Genomic DNA, 17,122 nt, shown 5'->3' on the forward strand with positions numbered 1-17,122 from the left:
CGGTCGGGTCGGCTTCGGGGTCGGGGTCGGGGTCGGGGTCGGGGCTCGGGTCGGCGTTGGCCAAGCTGGCGGTCGGCGACTTCCGGGACCGGGTGCGCCGACCGGTGTACGCGGTGACGCTGCTCGCCGCGGTCGGGCTCGGCTACCTGGCCGTACCGGACGCCGGCGGCCACTGGACGGTCATGGACGTGGGCGGCCACCGGGGCATCTACAACAGCGCCTACGTCGGCGCGGTCACGGCCCTGGCCGGTGCGCTCTGGCTCACCTTCGGCGGCTTCTACGTGGTGCGCAGCGGCATCGCGCGGGACGAGGCGAGCGGGGTCGGCCAGGTCCTCGCCGCCACCCCGCTGCGCAACTCCCGCTACCTCCTGGCCAAGTTCCTGAGCAACCTGCTGGTGCTCGCCTCCATGGTCGGCGTGCTGGCCGTCACCGCGCTGCTGATGCAGCTCGCCCGCGGCGAGGACCGCGCGGTCGACCCGATAGCCCTGGTGGTGCCGTTCCTGCTGCTCGCGCTGCCCCTGATGGCGCTCACCGCGGCGGCGGCGCTGCTGTTCGAGACGGTGCCGCTGCTGCGGGGCGGCTTCGGGAACGTCGTCTGGTTCGTGCTGGCCATGGTGCTCGCGCTCGGCGGGCAGTCGGCCTCCGCGCCGCTGGACGGCCTCGGCGTGCACCAGGTCGCGCGGTCGATGGGCGCGGCGCTGGAGGCCCGGCACGAGTCGGTCGGCGACGGCGGGTTCAGCCTCGGGCTGACCAAGGTCGACAAGCCGCTGGGCACCTTCCTCTGGGACGGCTTCGACCCGTCCGCCGGGTTCGTCCTCGGGCGGCTGGCCCTGGTGCTGCTGGCGATCGGCCTGGCGCTGCTGCCGGCCCTGTGGTTCGGCAGGTTCGATCCGGCGCGTGCCTCCGGCGGTGCGACCGGGGGCGCGGCTGCCGCCGGGGCCGGGGCCGGGGCCGGGGCCGTCGCGGAGGTGGTGGCCGGGGAGTCGTCCGGGGCCGAGGGGACGGAGACGGCGGGGGCGCGCTGGCCGACCGTACCGGACACCCGGCTACGGACCGAACCGCAGTGGACCGAACCGCAGCGGACCGCCCTGCCGCAGGCCGAAGCGCGGCGGGCCGGGGCGTTCGGGCGGCTGCTGGCGGGGGAGGCCCGGATCCTGGTGCAGGGCGTCTCCCGCTGGTGGTGGCTGGTCGCCGCCGGGCTGACGGTGGCCGGGTTCGTGCTGCCGATGGACGCCGTCACCGGCCTGCTCCTGCCCCTGGCGTGGCTGTGGCCGGTCCTGATCTGGTCCCGGCTCGGCAGTCAGCAGGTCGAGAACGGTCTGGAGGTGCTGCTCGGGGCCTACCCGTCGGCCCGGCGCAGGCTGCTCGCCGAATGGGCGTCCGGGCTGGTGCTCACCGCGGTGACGGGTGCCGCCCCGCTGATACGCATGCTGGCGGCGGGCGACGGTGCGGGGACGGCCAGTTGGCTCGGAGGCGCGCTGTTCGTCCCCTCGCTGGCCATGGCGCTCGGGGTGGTGAGCCGGAGCCACCGGCTCTTCCAGGTGGTCTACCTGCCGCTCTGGTGGGTCCTCGTCAACAACGTCGCCGCCGTCGACTTCATGGGGGCCGTGCGCGTGAACGGCAGCCCGGGCGGTCCGGGGCCGCTGCTGGTCGGGGCGCTGTCCGCGGCCATGCTCGCGGTGGTGTTCCTGGTCGGCGCCGCCCGACGGAACGTCAAGGGCTGACCGGAGACGGGCGCCCGGGCCGTCGGCGGACGGTCCGGGCTGTCCTCGGGCTTCGGGGCACACCCAGGGGTGTCGCCCGTCTGCCCGTCGTCTCCTTCTCGCCGTCTCCTGCGCGCCGTCTCCTGCGCGCCGTCTACTACTCGTCGTCGCCGAGGTCGCCCGCGAGGTCACCCGTGAGGTCGCCGTCCGGGGTGCCGCTGATCGCGTAGCCCTGCCGGCGCGCCTCGTAGCAGGCCACCGTCGCGGCCGCCGAGACGTTCAGCGAGCCGACCCGGCCCAGCTGCGGCACGAACACGACCTGGTCGCAGAGCGCCAGTGCCTCGGGGGTGATCCCGCGGTCCTCGTGCCCGAGCATGAAGGCCACCGCCGGGGTCAGCTCGGCGGCGAACATCGGCACCGCCTCGTCCGCCAGCTCCAGGCCGACGACCTTGAAGCCGTCCGCCTTGGCCGCCGCGACCGCCTCGGCGATGGTCGGGAAGTGCTCCACCTTCAGGTACTTGTCGGTGCCCATCGCGGCCTTCTGCGCGCCGGAGGAGCGCACCGACGGGGTGTCCCCGACCAGGTACAGCTTCTCGGCGCCCATCGCCGCGCCGGTGCGGACCACCGAGCCGACGTTGAACGGCGACTGGAGGTTCTCCAGGATCATCGCGAGCCGGAACTCGTTGCTGCGCCGCCACGAGCGGTGCAGACGCTTCAGTTCGGTCCCGCGCAGCTGCTTCACGTCGTCGTACCTCGTCCACTCTCGGAGCCCTCGCCCACCTCGGGGCGGGGCCGCGCTTCCAGAATCCGGCACCCGTTGACCGACGTGACCCGACTGGTCGGGTAGCCCTGCTCGTTCAGCCACTTCTGGAGCGAGTCCGAGCCCAGGTGCTTCTGCACCACCAGGAACGCCGAGCCGTCCGGGGTCAGCCGGTCGAGCCAGTGCGTGAGCAGGCGGCGCAGCGCGGCCTTGCCGATCCGGATCGGAGGGTTGGAGTAGATGGTGGCGAAGCGGACGTCCTCGGGGACGTCGTCGGGCAGGGAGGCCTGGACGTTGCCGAGCCCCAGCGCCTCGGCGTTCAGCCGGACCAGCTCCAGGGCGCGCTCGTTGACGTCCACCGCCCAGACCGGGAGGCGCTTGCGGCGGCTCGCCCAGGTCAGCGCGATCGGACCGTAGCCGCAGCCGATGTCCAGGATCGGGCCGCGCACCCGCGGCTGCGGGGCGTGCTCCAGCAGGATCCGGGTGCACGGGTCGAGCCGGGTGCGGGAGAACACCCCGGTGTCGGTGGTCAGTTCCAGGGTGAGGTCCGGCAGGGAGACCGTGATCGGCCGGCGGTCGCTGGCGACCTCGGGTGCACCGGTGAAGTAGTGCGAGCCGGACATGATTTCCCCGTCGTTCGTATGGGCCTCGGGGCCACCGGGTGGGTGTGGGTTAGCCCTTTGTACGGCACCGATCGTACCCCCGGTGGCCCGGACGGCGTTCCGGCCGCCGCCCGGGACGCGGCTCGGGAACGATGGTGCGGACGACGGTGCGGACGGCCGTGCGGCGCGGACGGTGGGCGCGGTCAGGCGGCGCCGGGGGTCTTGCGGGTGGCCACGTTGATGCGGTTCCAGGCGTTGATGGTGAAGCAGACCGATATCAGCTGCGCCAGCTCGGCCTCCGTGAAGTGTGCGGCGGCCCGGGCGTACACCGCGTCCGAGACGCCGCCGTCGATCCGGGCGACCTCCTCGGCCAGGGCCAGGGCGGCCCGCTCGCGCTCGGTGTACACCCCGGCGGGGGCGTCCGGCCAGACCGGCAGCAGGTAGATCCGCTCGTCGGTCTCGCCGGCCTTGCGGGCGTCCTTGGCGTGCATGTCCAGGCAGTACGCGCAGCCGTTCAGCTGGGAGGTGCGCATCTGGACGAGCTCGACCAGGGCCGGGTCGAGGCCCTCGCGGGCGGCGGCGTCCAGGGCGATCATCGCGCGGAACACCTTGGGGGCGGTGCGGGCGTAGTCGAGGCGGGCGGTGCCCGCGAGGGCCTCGGTGGTCCGGGTGGTCCGGGCGGTCCGGGTGGTCCGGGTGGCTTCGGTGGCCCGGGTGCTCTCGTTCGTCGTCATGGCTACGACCCTAGGAGCGGAATGCACCCGTCCTCTGGGTCATTCACGATGCTGTTTCGTGGGTCAATCAGGCCGGTCGGCCGGGGGTCCGCCGGAGTCCCGGCAACGCCGGAGCGTCGTCGGCGCGTCGCGTCCCGGCGCCGGGCGGCGGATACTGCGAGTACGCCAGCCGGGCCCGTGAAGGCCTCCGAATGCCCGTGAAGGCCTCCGAACAGTGAGGACGGATGCCATGCCGCAGGAACAGCACGAGGAATACCTGATCGACGAGACCGCCGAGACCGTCGAGCCCGACGAGCCGGCACCCGAGGGCGACACGTACGACGAGGTGGCCGAACGCCGGGCCGTCGGCGCGGACCCGGCGACCAACGTCGCGGACGTCGTGGAACAGACCCAGCCGGTCCGGCACGACGAGGAGGAGTACCGGGAGTAGCGGGTTCCCCGGGAGCGGAGCGGGAGCAGAGGGCCCGGAGCGGCTACAGGGCCCGGCGCCGTTGCAGCCAGGCCAGGGCCGCCCAGCCCGGCAGCACCGGCAGGATCAGCGTCAGCAGGCGGAACAGCGCCACCGCGGCCAGCTCGCCGCCCGGCTCCATCGACGTGGTCTGCTGGAGCAGCGTGAGCAGCATCCCGTCCACCGCACCGGCCCCGCCCGGGGTCGGCGCCGCGCTGCCCACCGCGTTGCCCACCAGGAACACCACCGCGACCGCGGCGAAGGACGGCTCCCGGCCGATCGCCCGGACACAGCAGTACAGGCAGGTGATCAGGCAGATCGACACCAGCAGCTGCCCGGTCACCCCCACCGCCAGTTTGGACGGGCTGCGCAGCAGGTCCAGCAGGCGCGGCACCACCTCGGCCGTCAGCGGCCGCAGCCGCGTCGCCAGCCACCGCCGGGCCGCCGGGATCGCCGACACCACCGCGAGCAGCGCCGCCGCCCCCGCCAACCCGCCGACCACCGCGGGCAGCGCGTCCAGCTCGGAGCTGCCCGGGACGAAGTCCAGGAGGTAGACGAAGGCGCCGAGCTGCAACAGGTGCAGCACCAGCCCGATCAGGTTCCCGACGCCGACGCTGGACAGCGCCTGCGCGGTCGGGATCCCGGCCCGCTGCAACAGGCGGGTGTTCAGCGCGATCCCGCCGACGCCGCCGGGCGACACCAGCTTCACGAACGACCCGGCCACCTGCGCCAGTACCGCGTTGCGGAAGTCCAGCCGTTCCGGGACGAAGCCCACGAAGCCCATCGCCGCCGCGACGTGGCTGGCCGCCGCCGCGGCCAGCGCCAGCAGCAGCCACCAGGGATCGGCGTCCGCCAGCGCGGAGACCGGGTTGTCCTCCGCCGCGAACAGCTGCGGGATCAGCAGCCAGCCGGCCACCACCCCGCCCACGACGACCAGCAGGGTCCGCGGCCGCAGCCGCTCCAGCCGCACCGGACGGCCCACCACCCGCGGGCGGGTGCGCAGGACCTCGGCGCGGATCTCGTCGAGCAGGCCGCTGGGGGTGGGGGTGTGGTGCTCGGGGGCGGGCTCGGTGGTGGTGGCCTCCGGGGGCGCCGGGGAAGCGGTGGTGGCGACGGGCCCGTCGCCGCCGGTGGGGGAGCCGGCCTCGGCCGCAACGTCGACACCGGGAGCACCGCCCGACGGCTCGGCGGCCCGGGCGCCGGTGTGCTTCGCGTGCTGCTTGAGGGCGCGGCGGGTGGTGTGGGTGAGGGCGATGGGCTGGAGCAGGGGGAGCGCGGCGCCGACGGGGTCGGGGCCGAGGACGGCGGTGGCCGTACGGACGGAGCGGGCGGCGCCGGCGCGCAGGGCGAGGGTGGTGAGGAGCTGGGCGAGGTCGCAGTGGAGGACGAGTTCGGTGGCGGCGATGTCGCCGTCGGCGAAGTCGACCAGGTGCACCGCGCCCGAGTCGTCGATCAGCAGGGAGGAGGGGACGAGCGCGCGGTGGGCGATCTCGCGGCGCTGGAGCAGGGCGAGCTGCCGCCAGGCGTCGGTGAGCAGCTCGTCGGTGATCTCCTCGTCGGGGAGCTCGTCCAGGGTGCGCCCGGCCAGCCGCTCGTACGCGATGAGGGCGGTGTCCTGGCCGATGCCGGCGGTGGCGGCGATGCGGCGGGTGCGGACGCCGGCCGCGAGGGCCGCGTACGCGACCAGGGCCTCGTGCTCCAGCCCGGTGCGGGGGGAGCGCAGGACGCGCGGGTCGGGGGCGGTGCGCAGCCGCAGCCGGCGCCAGGCGCGCTGGACGGCGGCGGCGGTGACGGCCTGCCGGTCGAGGAGCTGGACGTCGAGGTCGGGGCGGTCGTCGGCCTGTCGGACCAGGTAGCGGTCGGGGCCGGCCGGCTGGGCCTCGACCGGGCGCAGGCCGCTGTCGCGCAGGGCGCGCAGGACCTCGCCGGGCCGGGGGCAGGGGTCGGGGGTGCCGACCGCGTACAGGGTGCCGTGGGCGCCGGTCCAGCCGATCAGCACCCCGAGCAGGAGCGCGGTGGGGGTGGCGTACCCGCCGGTCAGTCCGGCGAGGCCGGAGAGGGCGAGGACGGTCCAGGGCAGGCGGCGTTCCCGGCTGCCGGAGGCGGTCATGAAGGCGAGGACCGGCGCGAGGTAGCCGTAGACGGGCTCGGTGTGCCCGAGTCCGCCGTCGGGCAGCGCGTGGGTGAGCGCGGTGAGCAGCGAGAGCGGGGCGAGGTCGTCGGCCCACAGGTCCAGGCCGAGGGTGGCGCCGTACGCGAGGACGGCGGCGAGCAGTCCGTCGGAGACCTGCTGGACGGCGCGCCGCCGGTCGGGGCCCAGCAGCCGGCGGATGGCGAGGCCCACCGGGAGCAGCAGGACGGCGGCAGTGGTGAGCCCGCCGGCCAGGCTCGCCAGCGGGCGCGGCACCAGCGCGGCCGCCTCGGCGACGTCGGCGGCGATGCCGCCGGTGGTGGCGCGGGCGTAGTCGGCGAGCAGCAGGGTGAGGGCGATGGCGAACAGGCCGCCGATCAGCCGGATCAGGGCGACGGGCTGCCGGACCCGGTCGGTGGCGGGCAGCGGGCGGGCCCGGAACCGGCCGGGTCCGGGGCCGGTCTGCTCGGGTATCCGGGCGGTGGCCGTTCCGGTGCCGCCGTCGGCCGGTACCCCGGTCCGTTCGTCGCCGCCGTCGGCCGGTGCGCCGGTCCGTTCGTCGTCGCGGGCGCTGTCACCGCTGCCGCGTTTCCGCCGCGCGGGCGCACCGCCCGGGTCGCCCCCGCCGGTGTCGCCGTCCGTTCTCCCCGTCACGATCGCCACGGATGGCATGCTCCCATGCCACCCGTGGGCGAGGAGTGGGGATTGCGCAGTGCCGGTACGACGGGGCCTTAGGCCTGGCGGGTCGGCAGGACGACCAGGTGGCGCAGGTTGACGTGCCGGGGGCGGCTGACGGTGTACGCGATGAGGTCGGCGACGTCCTCGGCCGCGAGGGCCGGGATGGCGTCGAACATGCCGCCGAGCTGTTCGCGCAGCACCGGGTTGTCGATGTGCCCGGCGAGTTCGGTGTCGGTCAGTCCGGGCTCGATCGCGCTGACCCGGACGTCGCGCGGGCCGAACTCGCTGCGCAGGGCGGCGGACAGCTGGGTGAGCGCGGCCTTGGTGGCCCCGTACACCGCGTAGTCGGGGAAGACCACGTGCGAGGCGATCGAGGAGACGTTGACCAGGTCGGCGGTGCGGCCTTCGGCGGCGGCTGCGGTGAGGTCGGAGCCGAAGGCGCGGACGATCCGCAGCGCGCCGGTGAGGTTGGTGTCCACCATGCGGGTCCACTCGTCGATCCGGCCGTCGGCGAGCGGGTTGGGCAGCATCACCCCGGCGTTGTTGACCACCAGGTCGACCGGGCCGTAGGCGTCGTGGACGGCCTTCGCGGCGGCGTCCACCGAGGCCTGGTCGGTGACGTCGGCGGTGACGGCGAGGGCCTGCCCGCCCGCGGCGGCGATCTCCTCGGCGAGGGAGTCCAGCCGCTCGGTGCGGCGGGCGAGCAGGGCGACCCGGGCGCCGGAGGCGGCGAGCAGCCGGGCGGTGGCGGCGCCCATGCCGCTGGCGGCTCCGGTGACGACGGCGGTGCGGGCGGCGAGGGACGGGTGGCTCATCGGGGGCTCCAGAGGGTTCGGCCGGGCTGACGCCGACCACTCTGCGCGGGCCGCGACCGGCTACCCAGGGGTGCGTTCCTCCCGGGCACCGCCTTCCTGGGACGGGCCTACCTGGGACGGGCCATCCCGGGACCGGCGAGCCTGGGAAAACCGGTGCCACCCTCGGGACACCCCTCCGGGACTACCCTGCCCGGCATGGAGAACACCCTGGGGGACTTCCTCCGCTCGCGCCGGGCTCGCATCCTGCCGGAGGAGGTGGGCCTGCCCTCGCACGGCCGCCGCCGGGTGCGGGGCCTGCGCCGGGAGGAGGTGGCGCAGCTCGCGGGCGTCAGCGTCGACTACTACGTCCGGCTGGAGCAGGGCCGGGGCGGCAGCGCCTCGGACGCCGTGCTGGACGCGGTGGCCCGGGTGCTGCGGCTGGACGGGGTGGAGGCCGCGCACCTGCGCTCGCTGGTCCGTCCGCCCAAGGCGCCGGCCGCCTTCGCCGCCCGGGTGCGGGGGCGGCAGCGGGTCCGGCCGGGGACGCGGCTGCTGCTGGACCTGATGACCGGGGTGCCGGCCTTCGTGCTGGGCCGCCGGATGGACGTGCTGGCGTGGAACGCGCTGGGCGACGCGGTGAACGGTTTCTCCACGCGTTCCGACGCCGGCCCGGACGGCCTGCCCAACCAGGCCCGGCACGCCTTCCTCGACCCGTCCGCCCGGGAGTACTACGGGCAGTGGGACGCGGTCGCCGCTGAGACCGTCGCCTTCCTGCGCCGGGACGCCGGACTGCACCCGGAGGACCCGGAGCTGGCCGCCCTGGTGGGCGAACTGTCGCTGCGCAGCGCGGAGTTCGTCCGGCTCTGGGCGGACCACCTGGTGCGGGAGAAGACCCACGGGGTCAAGCAGGTGAACCACCCGCTGGTCGGCGGACTCGACTTCGGCTACGAGACCCTGGGCGTCAACGGCTCGCCGGAGCAGCTGCTGGTCGTCTACACCGCCCCGGCGGACTCGCCCACCGCCCAGAAGCTGGCCCTGCTGGCGAGTTGGACGGCTCCGGGAGCGGTGGCCGGGGGCGCGGGAGCGGTGACCGAGGGTGCGGGAGCGGACGGGGCGGCCGCCGAGGGGGCGGAAGCGCCCTGAGCGGGCGATCCGCGCCGGGGCGGCATAGCCTTTCAGTCATGAGCGCCTGCGAAGACCTCGCTCTGGCTCCTCAGGACATCGAGCCCCGGCCGCCCGCCGACGGTTGCGCCGACTGCCTGGCGCAGGGCCGCCGGGACTGGGTGCACCTGCGGATCTGCCTGGACTGCGGTCACATCGGCTGCTGCGACTTCTCGCCGCAGCGGCACGCGACCGCGCACTTCCACAACTCCTCCCACCCGGTGATCCGCTCGTACGAGCCGGGGGAGGACTGGCGCTGGTGCTTCGTCCACGAGGTCATGGGCTGAGGCGGCCGGCCCCGGACGGCGCCTCCACCTGCCCCCGCGCGTACGGCGCCCACCCCTGCCCCCGTAGCGGCAGATCGGCTTCTCCGCGGTGGCACGGGCCCGCAACCCGGATAAAATCCGGACATAACGCCCGTGCGGCCCCTCCGGCCGGCATCCGTCCGGCCCGGAGGCCGACGAAGGGAGGCCGACGATGACCAAGCGAACGCCCGGCAGCACCGCCAAGCTCCGCCAGGGCACCCAGGACCTGCTGGAGCGCCGGGGCATGGCGAGCCCGCCCACCAGGCTCGCGCCGGAGCCGAGCGCCGGCTCGATGTCCTACGCCGCCGCCGGGTACGGCGTCGGCGAGGCCTTCCGGCACGGCGGCCGGGACGCGGCAGGCGCGACGGCGCACGCGGCCCCGGCGATGCACGCCGAGCTCAAGGGGCACCGGCACCGTGGCGCGGAGAAGCACTCCGCCCACTGAGTCGCGACGCGTGCGGGGGCGGGTGGCCGGATCGCGGCCGCCCGCCCCCGCCGCGTGATCCCCCTGCGCATGTCCCCGACGCCCGCCCCCGACGCCCGACCCCGACCCGCGATCCCTTGATCCCTGACGCGTGGTCAGGGATGCGCTCGGGGAAGGTTCGGGGCCGTTCCCGGATGTCGCGGCCCGAGGCCGTCCCGAAGACTCTCTCCTGTCCGAGTGCCCGAGCCGCCGTCGGCCGGGCGGGCCGCCGACCAGGGCGGTCCGACTCCCGCCGGGCGAGCCGCCGTTGGAGAGACTCCCCATGAACAGCCCTGCCCGTACCGGTCGTTGGTCCGTCCTCGTGGCGACCGGCGCGCTGCTCGCCGCCGCCACCGTCGGCGTCGCCACGATCGGCGCCGCGACCCCGGCCCTGGCCGCGGCTGCCTCCCCGGCCGCCTCCCCGACTACCTCCCCGGCCACCTCTCCGAGTGCCGTCGACACCACCGCCTCCGCCACGGCCCGCCCCGGTCCGCTGGACCGGGAGTCGCTCGCCGAGACCCTCCACTCGCTGCCCGCCGGCGTCACCGGTGCGCTGGTCCGGGTCGGCGGCCAGGACGCCCGGTGGCGCGGCACCTCGGGGGAGGACGTGCCGGCGAACGCCCGGTTCCGGATCGGCAGCGTCACCAAGGTGTTCACCGCGACGGTGCTGCTCCAGCTCGCCGGCGAGGGCAGGGTCGACCTGGACGGCACCGTCCAGCAGTACCTGCCCGGACTGCTGCCGGCCGACTACCCGCCGGTCACCGTACGGCAGTTGCTCAACCACACCAGCGGCCTGCCCGGGGGCGGCGGGATGACCTCCGGGGACGGCAGCACGGCGTGGTTCGCCGCGCACAAGGCGGTCTCCTACAGCCCGCAGCAGGTGGTGGCGGACATGCTCACCCAGCCGAGGAGCTTCGAGCCCGGCGCCGCCCAGCAGTACAACGGCAACAACTACTTCGTCGCCGCACTGGTGATCGAGAAGGTCACCGGAGACGACTACGCCGACCAGGTGCGGCGGCGCATCACCGGCCCGCTCGGCCTGCACGCCACCTACGTCCCGGCCGCCGACGACCTGACCATCCGCGGCCCGCACGCCACCGGCTACGTGGACGTCCGGAACGCCGACGGCAGCACCGCCCGGGTGGACGTCACCGAGCAGAGCCCGTACCCGTGGGCCGAGGGCGGCATGATCTCCTCCGCAGCCGACCTGGAGCGGTTCTTCGAGGCGCTCTACCGCGGCCGGCTGCTGCGGCCCGCCCAGCAGGCCGAGGTGTTCGCCGTCCCGGACCTGCCGAACGACCACAACAAGAACTGCGAGATCGGCCCGACCGCCGGGCACGCCTGCTACAGCACGGCCGGCCTGCTGCGCACCGTCCTGCCGAACGGCACCGAGGTCTGGGGCAAGAACGGCTCCCGGCCCGGCTACACCACCGGCGTCTTCGCCACCCGCGACTTCTCCCGCAGCGTGGTCATCGGGCTCAACCCGACCGGCATCACCGGCGAGGAGTTCCCCACCCTGTGGAAGCTGGTGACCACCGGTTTCGGCTCCGGCCAGGCGTACGGGCAGCACTGAGCCCCGCTGCTCCCGGGCGTCCGGAGCGGCCGAACCCGGTCGCGAGCGCCGCTGTCAGTGGGGTGCGCTACGTTCGTCGCGTTCACCAGGGCACACGGCAGGACGACGGGGGCGGGCGCACGATGGCCGACGTGATCACGGAGGAGCCGGTCGAGCTCCAACTGGAGCGGTACCGCACCGAGCTGACCGGCTACTGCTACCGCATGCTCGGCTCGGTCTTCGAGGCCGAGGATGCGGTGCAGGAGACCCTGGTCCGCGCCTGGCGCGGGCACCGGGGCTTCGAGGGGCGGGCCGCGCTGCGCTCCTGGCTGTACCGAATAGCCACCAACGTCTGCCTGGACGCGCTGAACGGCCGCAACGGCCGGGCCCGGCCGATGGACCTGGCCGGCCCGGTCACGGTGGCCGCCGCGCACGGCACCCAGCTGCCCGAGGTGACGTGGATCGGTCCGGCGCCGGACGGCCGGGTGCTGCCCGAGACGGGGGATCCGGCCGAGGTGGCCGCCCAGCGGGAGTCGGTGAAGCTGGCCTTCGTCGCCGTGCTCCAGCGGCTCGCGCCCCGGCAGCGGGCGGTGCTGATCCTGCGCGAGGTGCTCGGCTGGAAGGCCGCCGAGGTGGCCGAACTGCTCGGCGTCACGGTGGCCTCGGTCAACAGCGCGCTCCAGCGCGCCCGGGCGGTGCTCGCCACCGACGCCCCGGCGGTCCGGCCGGCCCCCGCGCTGGACGAGGACCACCGCGCGCTGCTGGACCGCTACGTCCGCGCCTTCGAGGCGTACGACATGGACGGCCTCGCCGCGCTGCTGCACGAGGACGTCACGCTCAACATGCCGCCGTTCTCGATGTGGCTGCGCGGGCAGGAGGAGATCCGCGACTGGATGCTGGGCCCCGGGCACGGCTGCCGCGGTTCCCGGCTGCTCCCGGTGACGGCCAACGGCGCCCGGGCCTTCGGCCAGTACCGGCCGAGCCCGGCGGGCGGGTACGAACCGTGGTCGCTGATCACGCTGGAGGTGTCAGGGGGCCGGATCACCGGGGTCACCAACTTCCTGGACACCGAGGCGCTCTTCCCGCTCTTCGGCCTCCCGCCCCGGCTGGCGGCCGAGTAGCTCCACCAGGGCCGCGTCGTTCAGCGGGTCGTCGCCCATCGGGTTGTCGCCCAGCGGGTCGTCGTCGATCGGGGTGCCGTTCAGCGGGTCGGCGGCCAGTGGACCGTCCGGCCCCGGGAACAGCGCCGCGAGCCCGCTGAACACGAGCAGCTCCCGCAGCGGGCCGCTCGCGTTCAGCAGCACCACGCCCACCCGGTGCCGGGCGGCGGCCAGCCGGAGCCGGGCGAGGGCGTCGACGAGGGCGAGGTCGGGGGCGGTCAGCGCGCCCAGGTCACAGGTCAGTACGGCGTCGTACGGTGTGGTCCTCATGCGGGTTGGACCGTCGCGGCGCCGCCGACTCATCGGTCCGGGGGCGAATCCGCCGCTCGGGTCCGGTGTCCGGTGGCAGAGTGGGACGACCGAACCGCCCTGCCCCAGGAGAAGCACCGTGACGGCTGAGCCCTTGAAGTCCCGTGAGGAATGGCTGGCGTCCCTGCCCCGGATCTACGCGGCGGCGGGCTGCCTGCTGCGGGACGAGTCCGGCCGGATCCTGATCGTGAAGGCCGGGTACCGCGAGCACTGGCAGTTCCCGGGCGGCACGATCGACCTCGGCGAGGGCCCGGTCGAGTGCGCCGTGCGGGAGCTGGAGGAGGAGACCGGGATCGTCCAGGAGGCGGGCGACCTGCTGGCCATCTCCTGGACCCACGCCTCGGCCGAACTCGACCACCCCGCCCAGCACTTCATGTTCGACTTCGGCACCGTCCCGGACGGCACCCCCGTGACCGTCCCGGCCGGTGAGCTGGACGACTACCGCTGGGCCGCCGTCGAGGAGGCGCTGGACCTGCTCGGCCCGGCCCGTTCGGCCCGGCTGCGCGCGGCGCTGGAGGCGGCGGCCGACGGCCGGGTCCGGATCGTCACCACCCACGTCTCCGGCTTCTGATCCGACTGCCGATCCGACTGCCGTGCCGGGTTCCGAGCCGGTTTCTGGGCGGAAGTGCCCTGCACCGGGCGGGAGTTCCGTCCGGTGCAGGGCCCCGGCGGCTCACTGCTGAGGATCGGACTCCGTGTTCCGGGCGGCGATGACGGCGGCGATCGCCTCCGCGACGAAGGTCTCCGCCTCCGACTTGTCGACCTTCAGCCCGGCCAGCACGCCCTGGCCGTTCTCCTGCTCCAGCAGCGCGAGCAGGATGTGCTCGGTGCCGACGTAGTTGTGCCCGAGCTTGAGCGCCTCGCGGAAGGTCAGTTCCAGCGCCTTCTTGCTCTCGGCGTCGAACGGGATCAGCGCGGGCAGTTCGTCGGCGGCGGCCGGCAGGGCGGCGCCGGCCACCGCCCGCAGGGCCTCCGGGGTGACGCCCTGGGCGGCGAGCGCCTTCGCGCCGATGCCCTCGGGCTCGGTGATCAGGCCGAGCAGCAGGTGCTCCGTGGTGATCTCGGGGTTGCCCGCCTTGCGGGCCTCCTCCTGTGAGGCCACCACGACCTTGCGGGCCCGGGGGGTGAACCGGCTGAAGCCCTGGCTGGGGTCGAGGTCGTTGGGGGTGCCCGGGTCCTTGGGGACGAACCGCTTCTGGGCGGCCTGCTTGCTGACGCCCATGCTGCGGCCGATGTCGGTCCAGGACGCGCCGGAGCGGCGGGCCTGGTCGACGAAGTGGCCGATGAGGTGGTCGGCGAGGTCGCCGAGGTGGTCGGCGGCGATGACCGCGTCGGAGAGCTGGTCGAGCGCGTCGGGGTGGACCTTCTTGATCGCGGCGATCAGGTCGTCGAGGCGCAGCGGAGTGCTGTTGGGAACAACGGGATTCTCCATGCGTCAACCGTAGGTTGTCGATCCGGGGATCGTCAACCATCGGTTGACGCTATTCGCGGGCGGTGTTCCGGCGTCCTCAGGCGTCCGGCAGAAGCCGCCGTCGGACGGCGGCGATCCGCTCGGGCGCGACACCCGCCGCGAGCAGGTAGCCGTCCGGGTCGAACCCGTCGAGCGCCGCCGCCAGCGCGGCCTCGGCGGTGGTCCCGGCCTCGGCGAGCGCCGCGTCGATCCGGCGGAACGGGTCCGGCAGGCCCAGCATCCCGTACAGCGGGCGGATGTTGGGGCCGCTCAGCAGGTAGTCCCCGGCGATCGCGTCCCGGTCGACCCCGGACAGGGCGAGCAGCAGCAGGGCGGCCAGGCCGGTGCGGTCACGGCCGGCGCCGCAGTGCACGACCACGCCGCCGGGGCGGGCGCCGGCGATCGCGGAGACCAGCGCGGCGGCGGCGTGCGGGCAGTGGTCCAGGTACGGGCGGAGCGCGAGTGGGGTGCCGTCCAGCTGTCCGTGGGCCTCCCACCAGGCGGGGCCGGCCAGCTCGTCCAGCGGGACGCGGATCAGCTCGACGTCGTCGGGGAGCGGGAGGAGCGGCTTGTACTCCTCGGCGTTGCGCAGGTCGACCACGGTACGGACGCCGTGGTCGAGGAGGGCGTCCCAGCCCTCGGCGGTGAGGCGGTCCAGGTTGTCCGCCCGGACTATCGCGCCCCGGGCGGTGAGCCGGCCGGAGGCGGTGGGCAGTCCGCCCAGGTCGCGGACGTTCAGGCAGCCGTCCCAGACGAGCATGCGGTCCTCGGTACTGCTCGGCGCGTGCGTCGTCCGGTTCATGGGGCTCCCCGTTTCCTCGTCGGGGGTCCCGTTACCCCCTCGTTATGAACGACTCCCGGGAGATCCGGATGGTTCCTCGCTGTTCGAGTCCTCGGAACCGGCTGTTCAGAGAAGGAGGCGGGAGGAGTGGCCGCCCGCTCAGGCGGCGGTCGGGGCCTCGGCCTCGGCGCCGACCAGCCGCTCCATCGGCTCGACCGCGATCTGACCGAGCATCGAACCGCCCACGATCGAGCCGATCAGGAAGACGGTGGACAGCCAGGCCATGGTCGACACCGGCAGGGTGAAGGCGCCGATCACCCGGGCCGCGCACTCGGCCAGCAGCGCGGTGCCCCAGATGCCCGAGAACAGGCGCTCGTGGCGGTGGAAGGCCCGCGACCCGGCCGCCCGGCCCTCGACCAGGCGCTGCCAGGCGGCGGCGCGCTCCCGTCGGCCCTTGGTGACGAAGGGCATCAGCATCGGGGTCATCACCGGCCGGCCGATCAGCGCGGAGACCAGGATCGCCACCGCCACGGTGCCGCTCAGCCCGCCGTCCTTGGCGATCATCATCCGGGCGTCGCCGGTGACGAAGGTCAGCGCCAGGCCAGCCAGGTTGACGGCCAGCATCAGGGAGGCCCACAGGTTGAGCCTGCGCTCGGACAGCAGGCCGAGGACGGTCCGGGCGGCCGGGAAGGCCGTGCTCCAGGCCAGTGCGGCGAACTCGCTCAGGCCGAGGGCCGAGTGCAGCAGGTAGTAGCCGGCCAGCGGGGCGACCACGTCGAGGGCGAGCGGGCGGAGCCCGGAGACCAGCGGGTTGGGGGCCTTGGCGTGGGCGGCGCCGGTGGCGGCGGTGCCGGTGACGGCGGCGACCGGGGAGGCGACGGTGCTGGTGACGGCGGCGGCACTGACGGTCTGGCTCACGGTGGGTTCCTCCCCGGCTGGTGGCCGCGGGCCACTGCCCGCGTCGTGCCTCCAGTCTTTCCGTCCGACCCTCCGTCAGAGCAGTGCCGTCCGTTGCGTCATCCGCGTGACAGTTGTCATGGTGAGCGCCGTGACACCGCCTCCGACCTGCGGCTTTCCGCTCCCGGGCGGCCCTAGTCCTCGGCGGGGAAGGTCCACAGCTCGCGGCCCAGGGTGTCCAGGCAGCGGACGGTACGGAAGCGCTCGTCCCCGGCGGACAGGAAGCCCCGCGCGACACCCGCCAGGACGGTCCGGGCGACACTGTCGCCCCGGGTCCAGGCGCCGGTCAGCAGCAGGGCCTTGTCGGCCAGCTCGGCGCGCCGCACCCGGGCCACCGAGGCGGCCTCCAGCGCGGCGTTGACCGTCTCCAGCTCGGTGGGGAGGAGGTACGTCTCGCCGGTGGGAGCGCGGTCCGCCTCGGCCCGGCGCCGCAGTTCGGGCAGGCCGTAGTGGCGGACGGCGGCGACGGCGTCGTCCAGCGGGAGCTGCCAGCGCGGCCCGGGCAGCACCTCCCACCAGACGTCCTCGCCGACCGGCAGCACCTCGCCGATCCTGGCCCGCCAGGCCTCGAAGCCGTACCGGGTGCGCGGGTCGGGCCGGTGGCCGGGGAGGTCGGCGACGGTCCAGTCGGTGCGGCGGACCACGCTGAGGTCGAAGGTGAAGGGCACCCGGTCGGCGGTGGGGCGCTCGACCAGGCCGAGCAGCAGCCAGTGGGTCTCGTCCGGCAGGCTGAAGGTCCGGCGCCACCCGGTGAGGCCCAGGGCGCGCAGGGCGGGGGCGAGGTGCTCGCGCAGGCCCTTCGCGTGGAGCTCGCGGAGCTCGTGGGCGGTCGTCATCGCGGTCTTTCCCTGCTGGTCGGGCTGCCGGTGGAGGGCGTCGGCGGTGCCGGCTCCCCGCCCCTGCCGGGCCGGCCGGTGGCGGTCCCCGGCGCGACGGCTCGTACCGCCGGGGAGGGGCGTGCGACCGGGGCCCGCACGGGTCGTGCGTGCGCCCTCGGGCACGGCGGGGCCGGGTGGCGGGCCGGGTGCGTCGGCGGACCCGGCGTCCGGGGCGTCGGCGGCCCGGACTGCTTCGCCTACCGACAACGTAGGCCGGGCGGGCCTCTTCGGGCCGTGGGCGAACGGCAGCAGTCCT

General features: G+C 74.8%; 18 protein-coding genes. 8 read left to right on the forward strand and 10 right to left on the reverse strand.

Annotated elements, in window-relative coordinates; all coding sequences use genetic code 11:
• The first annotated feature begins 56 nt into the window (after positions 1-56).
• Positions 57-1,724, forward strand: a complete 1,668-nt coding sequence (locus tag ACWDD9_RS09935; protein WP_449811300.1) for a hypothetical protein — start codon at positions 57-59, stop codon at positions 1,722-1,724.
• 136 nt (positions 1,725-1,860) lie between these two features.
• On the opposite strand, the gene ACWDD9_RS09940 is transcribed toward ACWDD9_RS09935, so the two are convergent.
• From ACWDD9_RS09940 to ACWDD9_RS09950, 3 genes are all read right to left on the reverse strand, one after another.
• A complete protein-coding gene (locus tag ACWDD9_RS09940) occupies positions 1,861-2,445 on the reverse strand; it encodes a TrmH family RNA methyltransferase (protein WP_449811301.1) in 585 nt (194 codons plus the stop codon).
• Positions 2,442-3,086, reverse strand: a complete 645-nt coding sequence (locus ACWDD9_RS09945) for a class I SAM-dependent methyltransferase (protein ID WP_049654410.1) — start codon at positions 3,084-3,086, stop codon at positions 2,442-2,444. The genes ACWDD9_RS09940 and ACWDD9_RS09945 overlap by 4 nt, the downstream gene beginning before the upstream one ends.
• Positions 3,087-3,268: 182 nt before the next feature.
• Positions 3,269-3,799 carry a carboxymuconolactone decarboxylase family protein gene (locus tag ACWDD9_RS09950; protein WP_449811302.1) on the reverse strand — a complete coding sequence of 177 codons (531 nt, stop codon included), beginning with the start codon at positions 3,797-3,799 and terminating at the stop codon, positions 3,269-3,271.
• A gap of 229 nt (positions 3,800-4,028) precedes the next feature.
• Here ACWDD9_RS09950 and ACWDD9_RS09955 point away from each other — a divergent pair, with 229 nt between their 5' ends.
• Positions 4,029-4,229: a hypothetical protein gene (locus ACWDD9_RS09955; RefSeq protein ID WP_380775683.1), complete on the forward strand. Its 201-nt coding sequence runs from the start codon at positions 4,029-4,031 to the stop codon at positions 4,227-4,229.
• Between the two features lie 43 nt (positions 4,230-4,272).
• On the opposite strand, the gene ACWDD9_RS09960 is transcribed toward ACWDD9_RS09955, so the two are convergent.
• Both ACWDD9_RS09960 and ACWDD9_RS09965 read right to left on the reverse strand, forming a co-directional pair.
• A complete protein-coding gene (locus ACWDD9_RS09960; protein WP_449811303.1) occupies positions 4,273-7,041 on the reverse strand; it encodes a lysylphosphatidylglycerol synthase domain-containing protein in 2,769 nt (922 codons plus the stop codon).
• Between the two features lie 68 nt (positions 7,042-7,109).
• A complete protein-coding gene (locus ACWDD9_RS09965) occupies positions 7,110-7,871 on the reverse strand; it encodes an SDR family oxidoreductase (protein WP_049660175.1) in 762 nt (253 codons plus the stop codon).
• Positions 7,872-8,066: 195 nt separating this feature from the next.
• Between ACWDD9_RS09965 and ACWDD9_RS09970 the strand changes: the two genes are divergently transcribed.
• The 5 genes from ACWDD9_RS09970 (at position 8,067) to ACWDD9_RS09990 (ending at position 12,452) form a co-directional block, all read left to right on the forward strand.
• A complete protein-coding gene (locus ACWDD9_RS09970; RefSeq protein WP_449811304.1) occupies positions 8,067-8,993 on the forward strand; it encodes a helix-turn-helix transcriptional regulator in 927 nt (308 codons plus the stop codon).
• A 38-nt stretch (positions 8,994-9,031) separates the two neighbouring features.
• The gene (locus tag ACWDD9_RS09975) at positions 9,032-9,298 is read left to right on the forward strand and encodes a UBP-type zinc finger domain-containing protein (protein ID WP_049660172.1); all 267 of its coding nucleotides are present in this window, start codon (positions 9,032-9,034) and stop codon (positions 9,296-9,298) included.
• 190 nt (positions 9,299-9,488) lie between these two features.
• Positions 9,489-9,761: a hypothetical protein gene (locus tag ACWDD9_RS09980; protein ID WP_049660170.1), complete on the forward strand. Its 273-nt coding sequence runs from the start codon at positions 9,489-9,491 to the stop codon at positions 9,759-9,761.
• 301 nt (positions 9,762-10,062) lie between these two features.
• Entirely contained in the window at positions 10,063-11,352 is a 1,290-nt protein-coding gene (locus ACWDD9_RS09985; protein WP_449811305.1) for a serine hydrolase domain-containing protein, read from the forward strand.
• Positions 11,353-11,474: 122 nt separating this feature from the next.
• A complete protein-coding gene (locus tag ACWDD9_RS09990; RefSeq protein WP_449811306.1) occupies positions 11,475-12,452 on the forward strand; it encodes a sigma-70 family RNA polymerase sigma factor in 978 nt (325 codons plus the stop codon).
• Here the strand turns inward: ACWDD9_RS09990 and ACWDD9_RS09995 are convergent.
• On the reverse strand, positions 12,360-12,761 hold the full coding sequence (locus ACWDD9_RS09995) for a hypothetical protein (protein ID WP_449811307.1): 402 nt from the start codon (positions 12,759-12,761) through the stop codon (positions 12,360-12,362). The two genes, ACWDD9_RS09990 and ACWDD9_RS09995, sit on opposite strands and share 93 nt — an antisense overlap.
• Positions 12,762-12,879: 118 nt before the next feature.
• Here ACWDD9_RS09995 and ACWDD9_RS10000 point away from each other — a divergent pair, with 118 nt between their 5' ends.
• Complete coding sequence (locus ACWDD9_RS10000) at positions 12,880-13,371, forward strand: NUDIX domain-containing protein (protein ID WP_380780593.1); 492 nt, start codon at positions 12,880-12,882, stop codon at positions 13,369-13,371.
• Positions 13,372-13,473: 102 nt separating this feature from the next.
• On the opposite strand, the gene ACWDD9_RS10005 is transcribed toward ACWDD9_RS10000, so the two are convergent.
• From ACWDD9_RS10005 to ACWDD9_RS10020, 4 genes are all read right to left on the reverse strand, one after another.
• Positions 13,474-14,232, reverse strand: coding sequence for a Clp protease N-terminal domain-containing protein (locus tag ACWDD9_RS10005; RefSeq protein WP_117488476.1), 759 nt, complete (start codon positions 14,230-14,232; stop codon positions 13,474-13,476).
• A gap of 76 nt (positions 14,233-14,308) precedes the next feature.
• Positions 14,309-15,052 carry a tyrosine-protein phosphatase gene (locus ACWDD9_RS10010; RefSeq protein WP_449811308.1) on the reverse strand — a complete coding sequence of 248 codons (744 nt, stop codon included), beginning with the start codon at positions 15,050-15,052 and terminating at the stop codon, positions 14,309-14,311.
• A 138-nt stretch (positions 15,053-15,190) separates the two neighbouring features.
• On the reverse strand, positions 15,191-15,949 hold the full coding sequence (locus tag ACWDD9_RS10015) for a VC0807 family protein (protein ID WP_449811309.1): 759 nt from the start codon (positions 15,947-15,949) through the stop codon (positions 15,191-15,193).
• 173 nt (positions 15,950-16,122) lie between these two features.
• Positions 16,123-16,824, reverse strand: coding sequence for a hypothetical protein (locus ACWDD9_RS10020; RefSeq protein ID WP_449811310.1), 702 nt, complete (start codon positions 16,822-16,824; stop codon positions 16,123-16,125).
• Positions 16,825-17,122: the final 298 nt, after the last annotated feature.

Source organism: Kitasatospora sp. NPDC001119 (assembly GCF_053598475.1).

Excerpts from the sequence above, each read along its gene's own strand:
- ACWDD9_RS09970 (WP_449811304.1), top strand. The coding sequence starts at position 8,067 with ATGGAGAACACCCTGGGGGACTTCCTCCGCTCGCGCCGGGCTCGCATC.
- ACWDD9_RS09945 (WP_049654410.1), bottom strand. The coding sequence starts at position 3,086 with ATGTCCGGCTCGCACTACTTCACCGGTGCACCCGAGGTCGCCAGCGAC.
- ACWDD9_RS10005 (WP_117488476.1), bottom strand. The coding sequence starts at position 14,232 with ATGGAGAATCCCGTTGTTCCCAACAGCACTCCGCTGCGCCTCGACGAC.
- ACWDD9_RS09950 (WP_449811302.1), bottom strand. The coding sequence starts at position 3,799 with ATGACGACGAACGAGAGCACCCGGGCCACCGAAGCCACCCGGACCACC.
- ACWDD9_RS09955 (WP_380775683.1), top strand. The coding sequence starts at position 4,029 with ATGCCGCAGGAACAGCACGAGGAATACCTGATCGACGAGACCGCCGAG.
- ACWDD9_RS09965 (WP_049660175.1), bottom strand. The coding sequence starts at position 7,871 with ATGAGCCACCCGTCCCTCGCCGCCCGCACCGCCGTCGTCACCGGAGCC.
- ACWDD9_RS09995 (WP_449811307.1), bottom strand. The coding sequence starts at position 12,761 with ATGAGGACCACACCGTACGACGCCGTACTGACCTGTGACCTGGGCGCG.
- ACWDD9_RS09980 (WP_049660170.1), top strand. The coding sequence starts at position 9,489 with ATGACCAAGCGAACGCCCGGCAGCACCGCCAAGCTCCGCCAGGGCACC.
- ACWDD9_RS09975 (WP_049660172.1), top strand. The coding sequence starts at position 9,032 with ATGAGCGCCTGCGAAGACCTCGCTCTGGCTCCTCAGGACATCGAGCCC.
- ACWDD9_RS09985 (WP_449811305.1), top strand. The coding sequence starts at position 10,063 with ATGAACAGCCCTGCCCGTACCGGTCGTTGGTCCGTCCTCGTGGCGACC.
- ACWDD9_RS09990 (WP_449811306.1), top strand. The coding sequence starts at position 11,475 with ATGGCCGACGTGATCACGGAGGAGCCGGTCGAGCTCCAACTGGAGCGG.
- ACWDD9_RS10020 (WP_449811310.1), bottom strand. The coding sequence starts at position 16,824 with ATGACGACCGCCCACGAGCTCCGCGAGCTCCACGCGAAGGGCCTGCGC.
- ACWDD9_RS10010 (WP_449811308.1), bottom strand. The coding sequence starts at position 15,052 with ATGAACCGGACGACGCACGCGCCGAGCAGTACCGAGGACCGCATGCTC.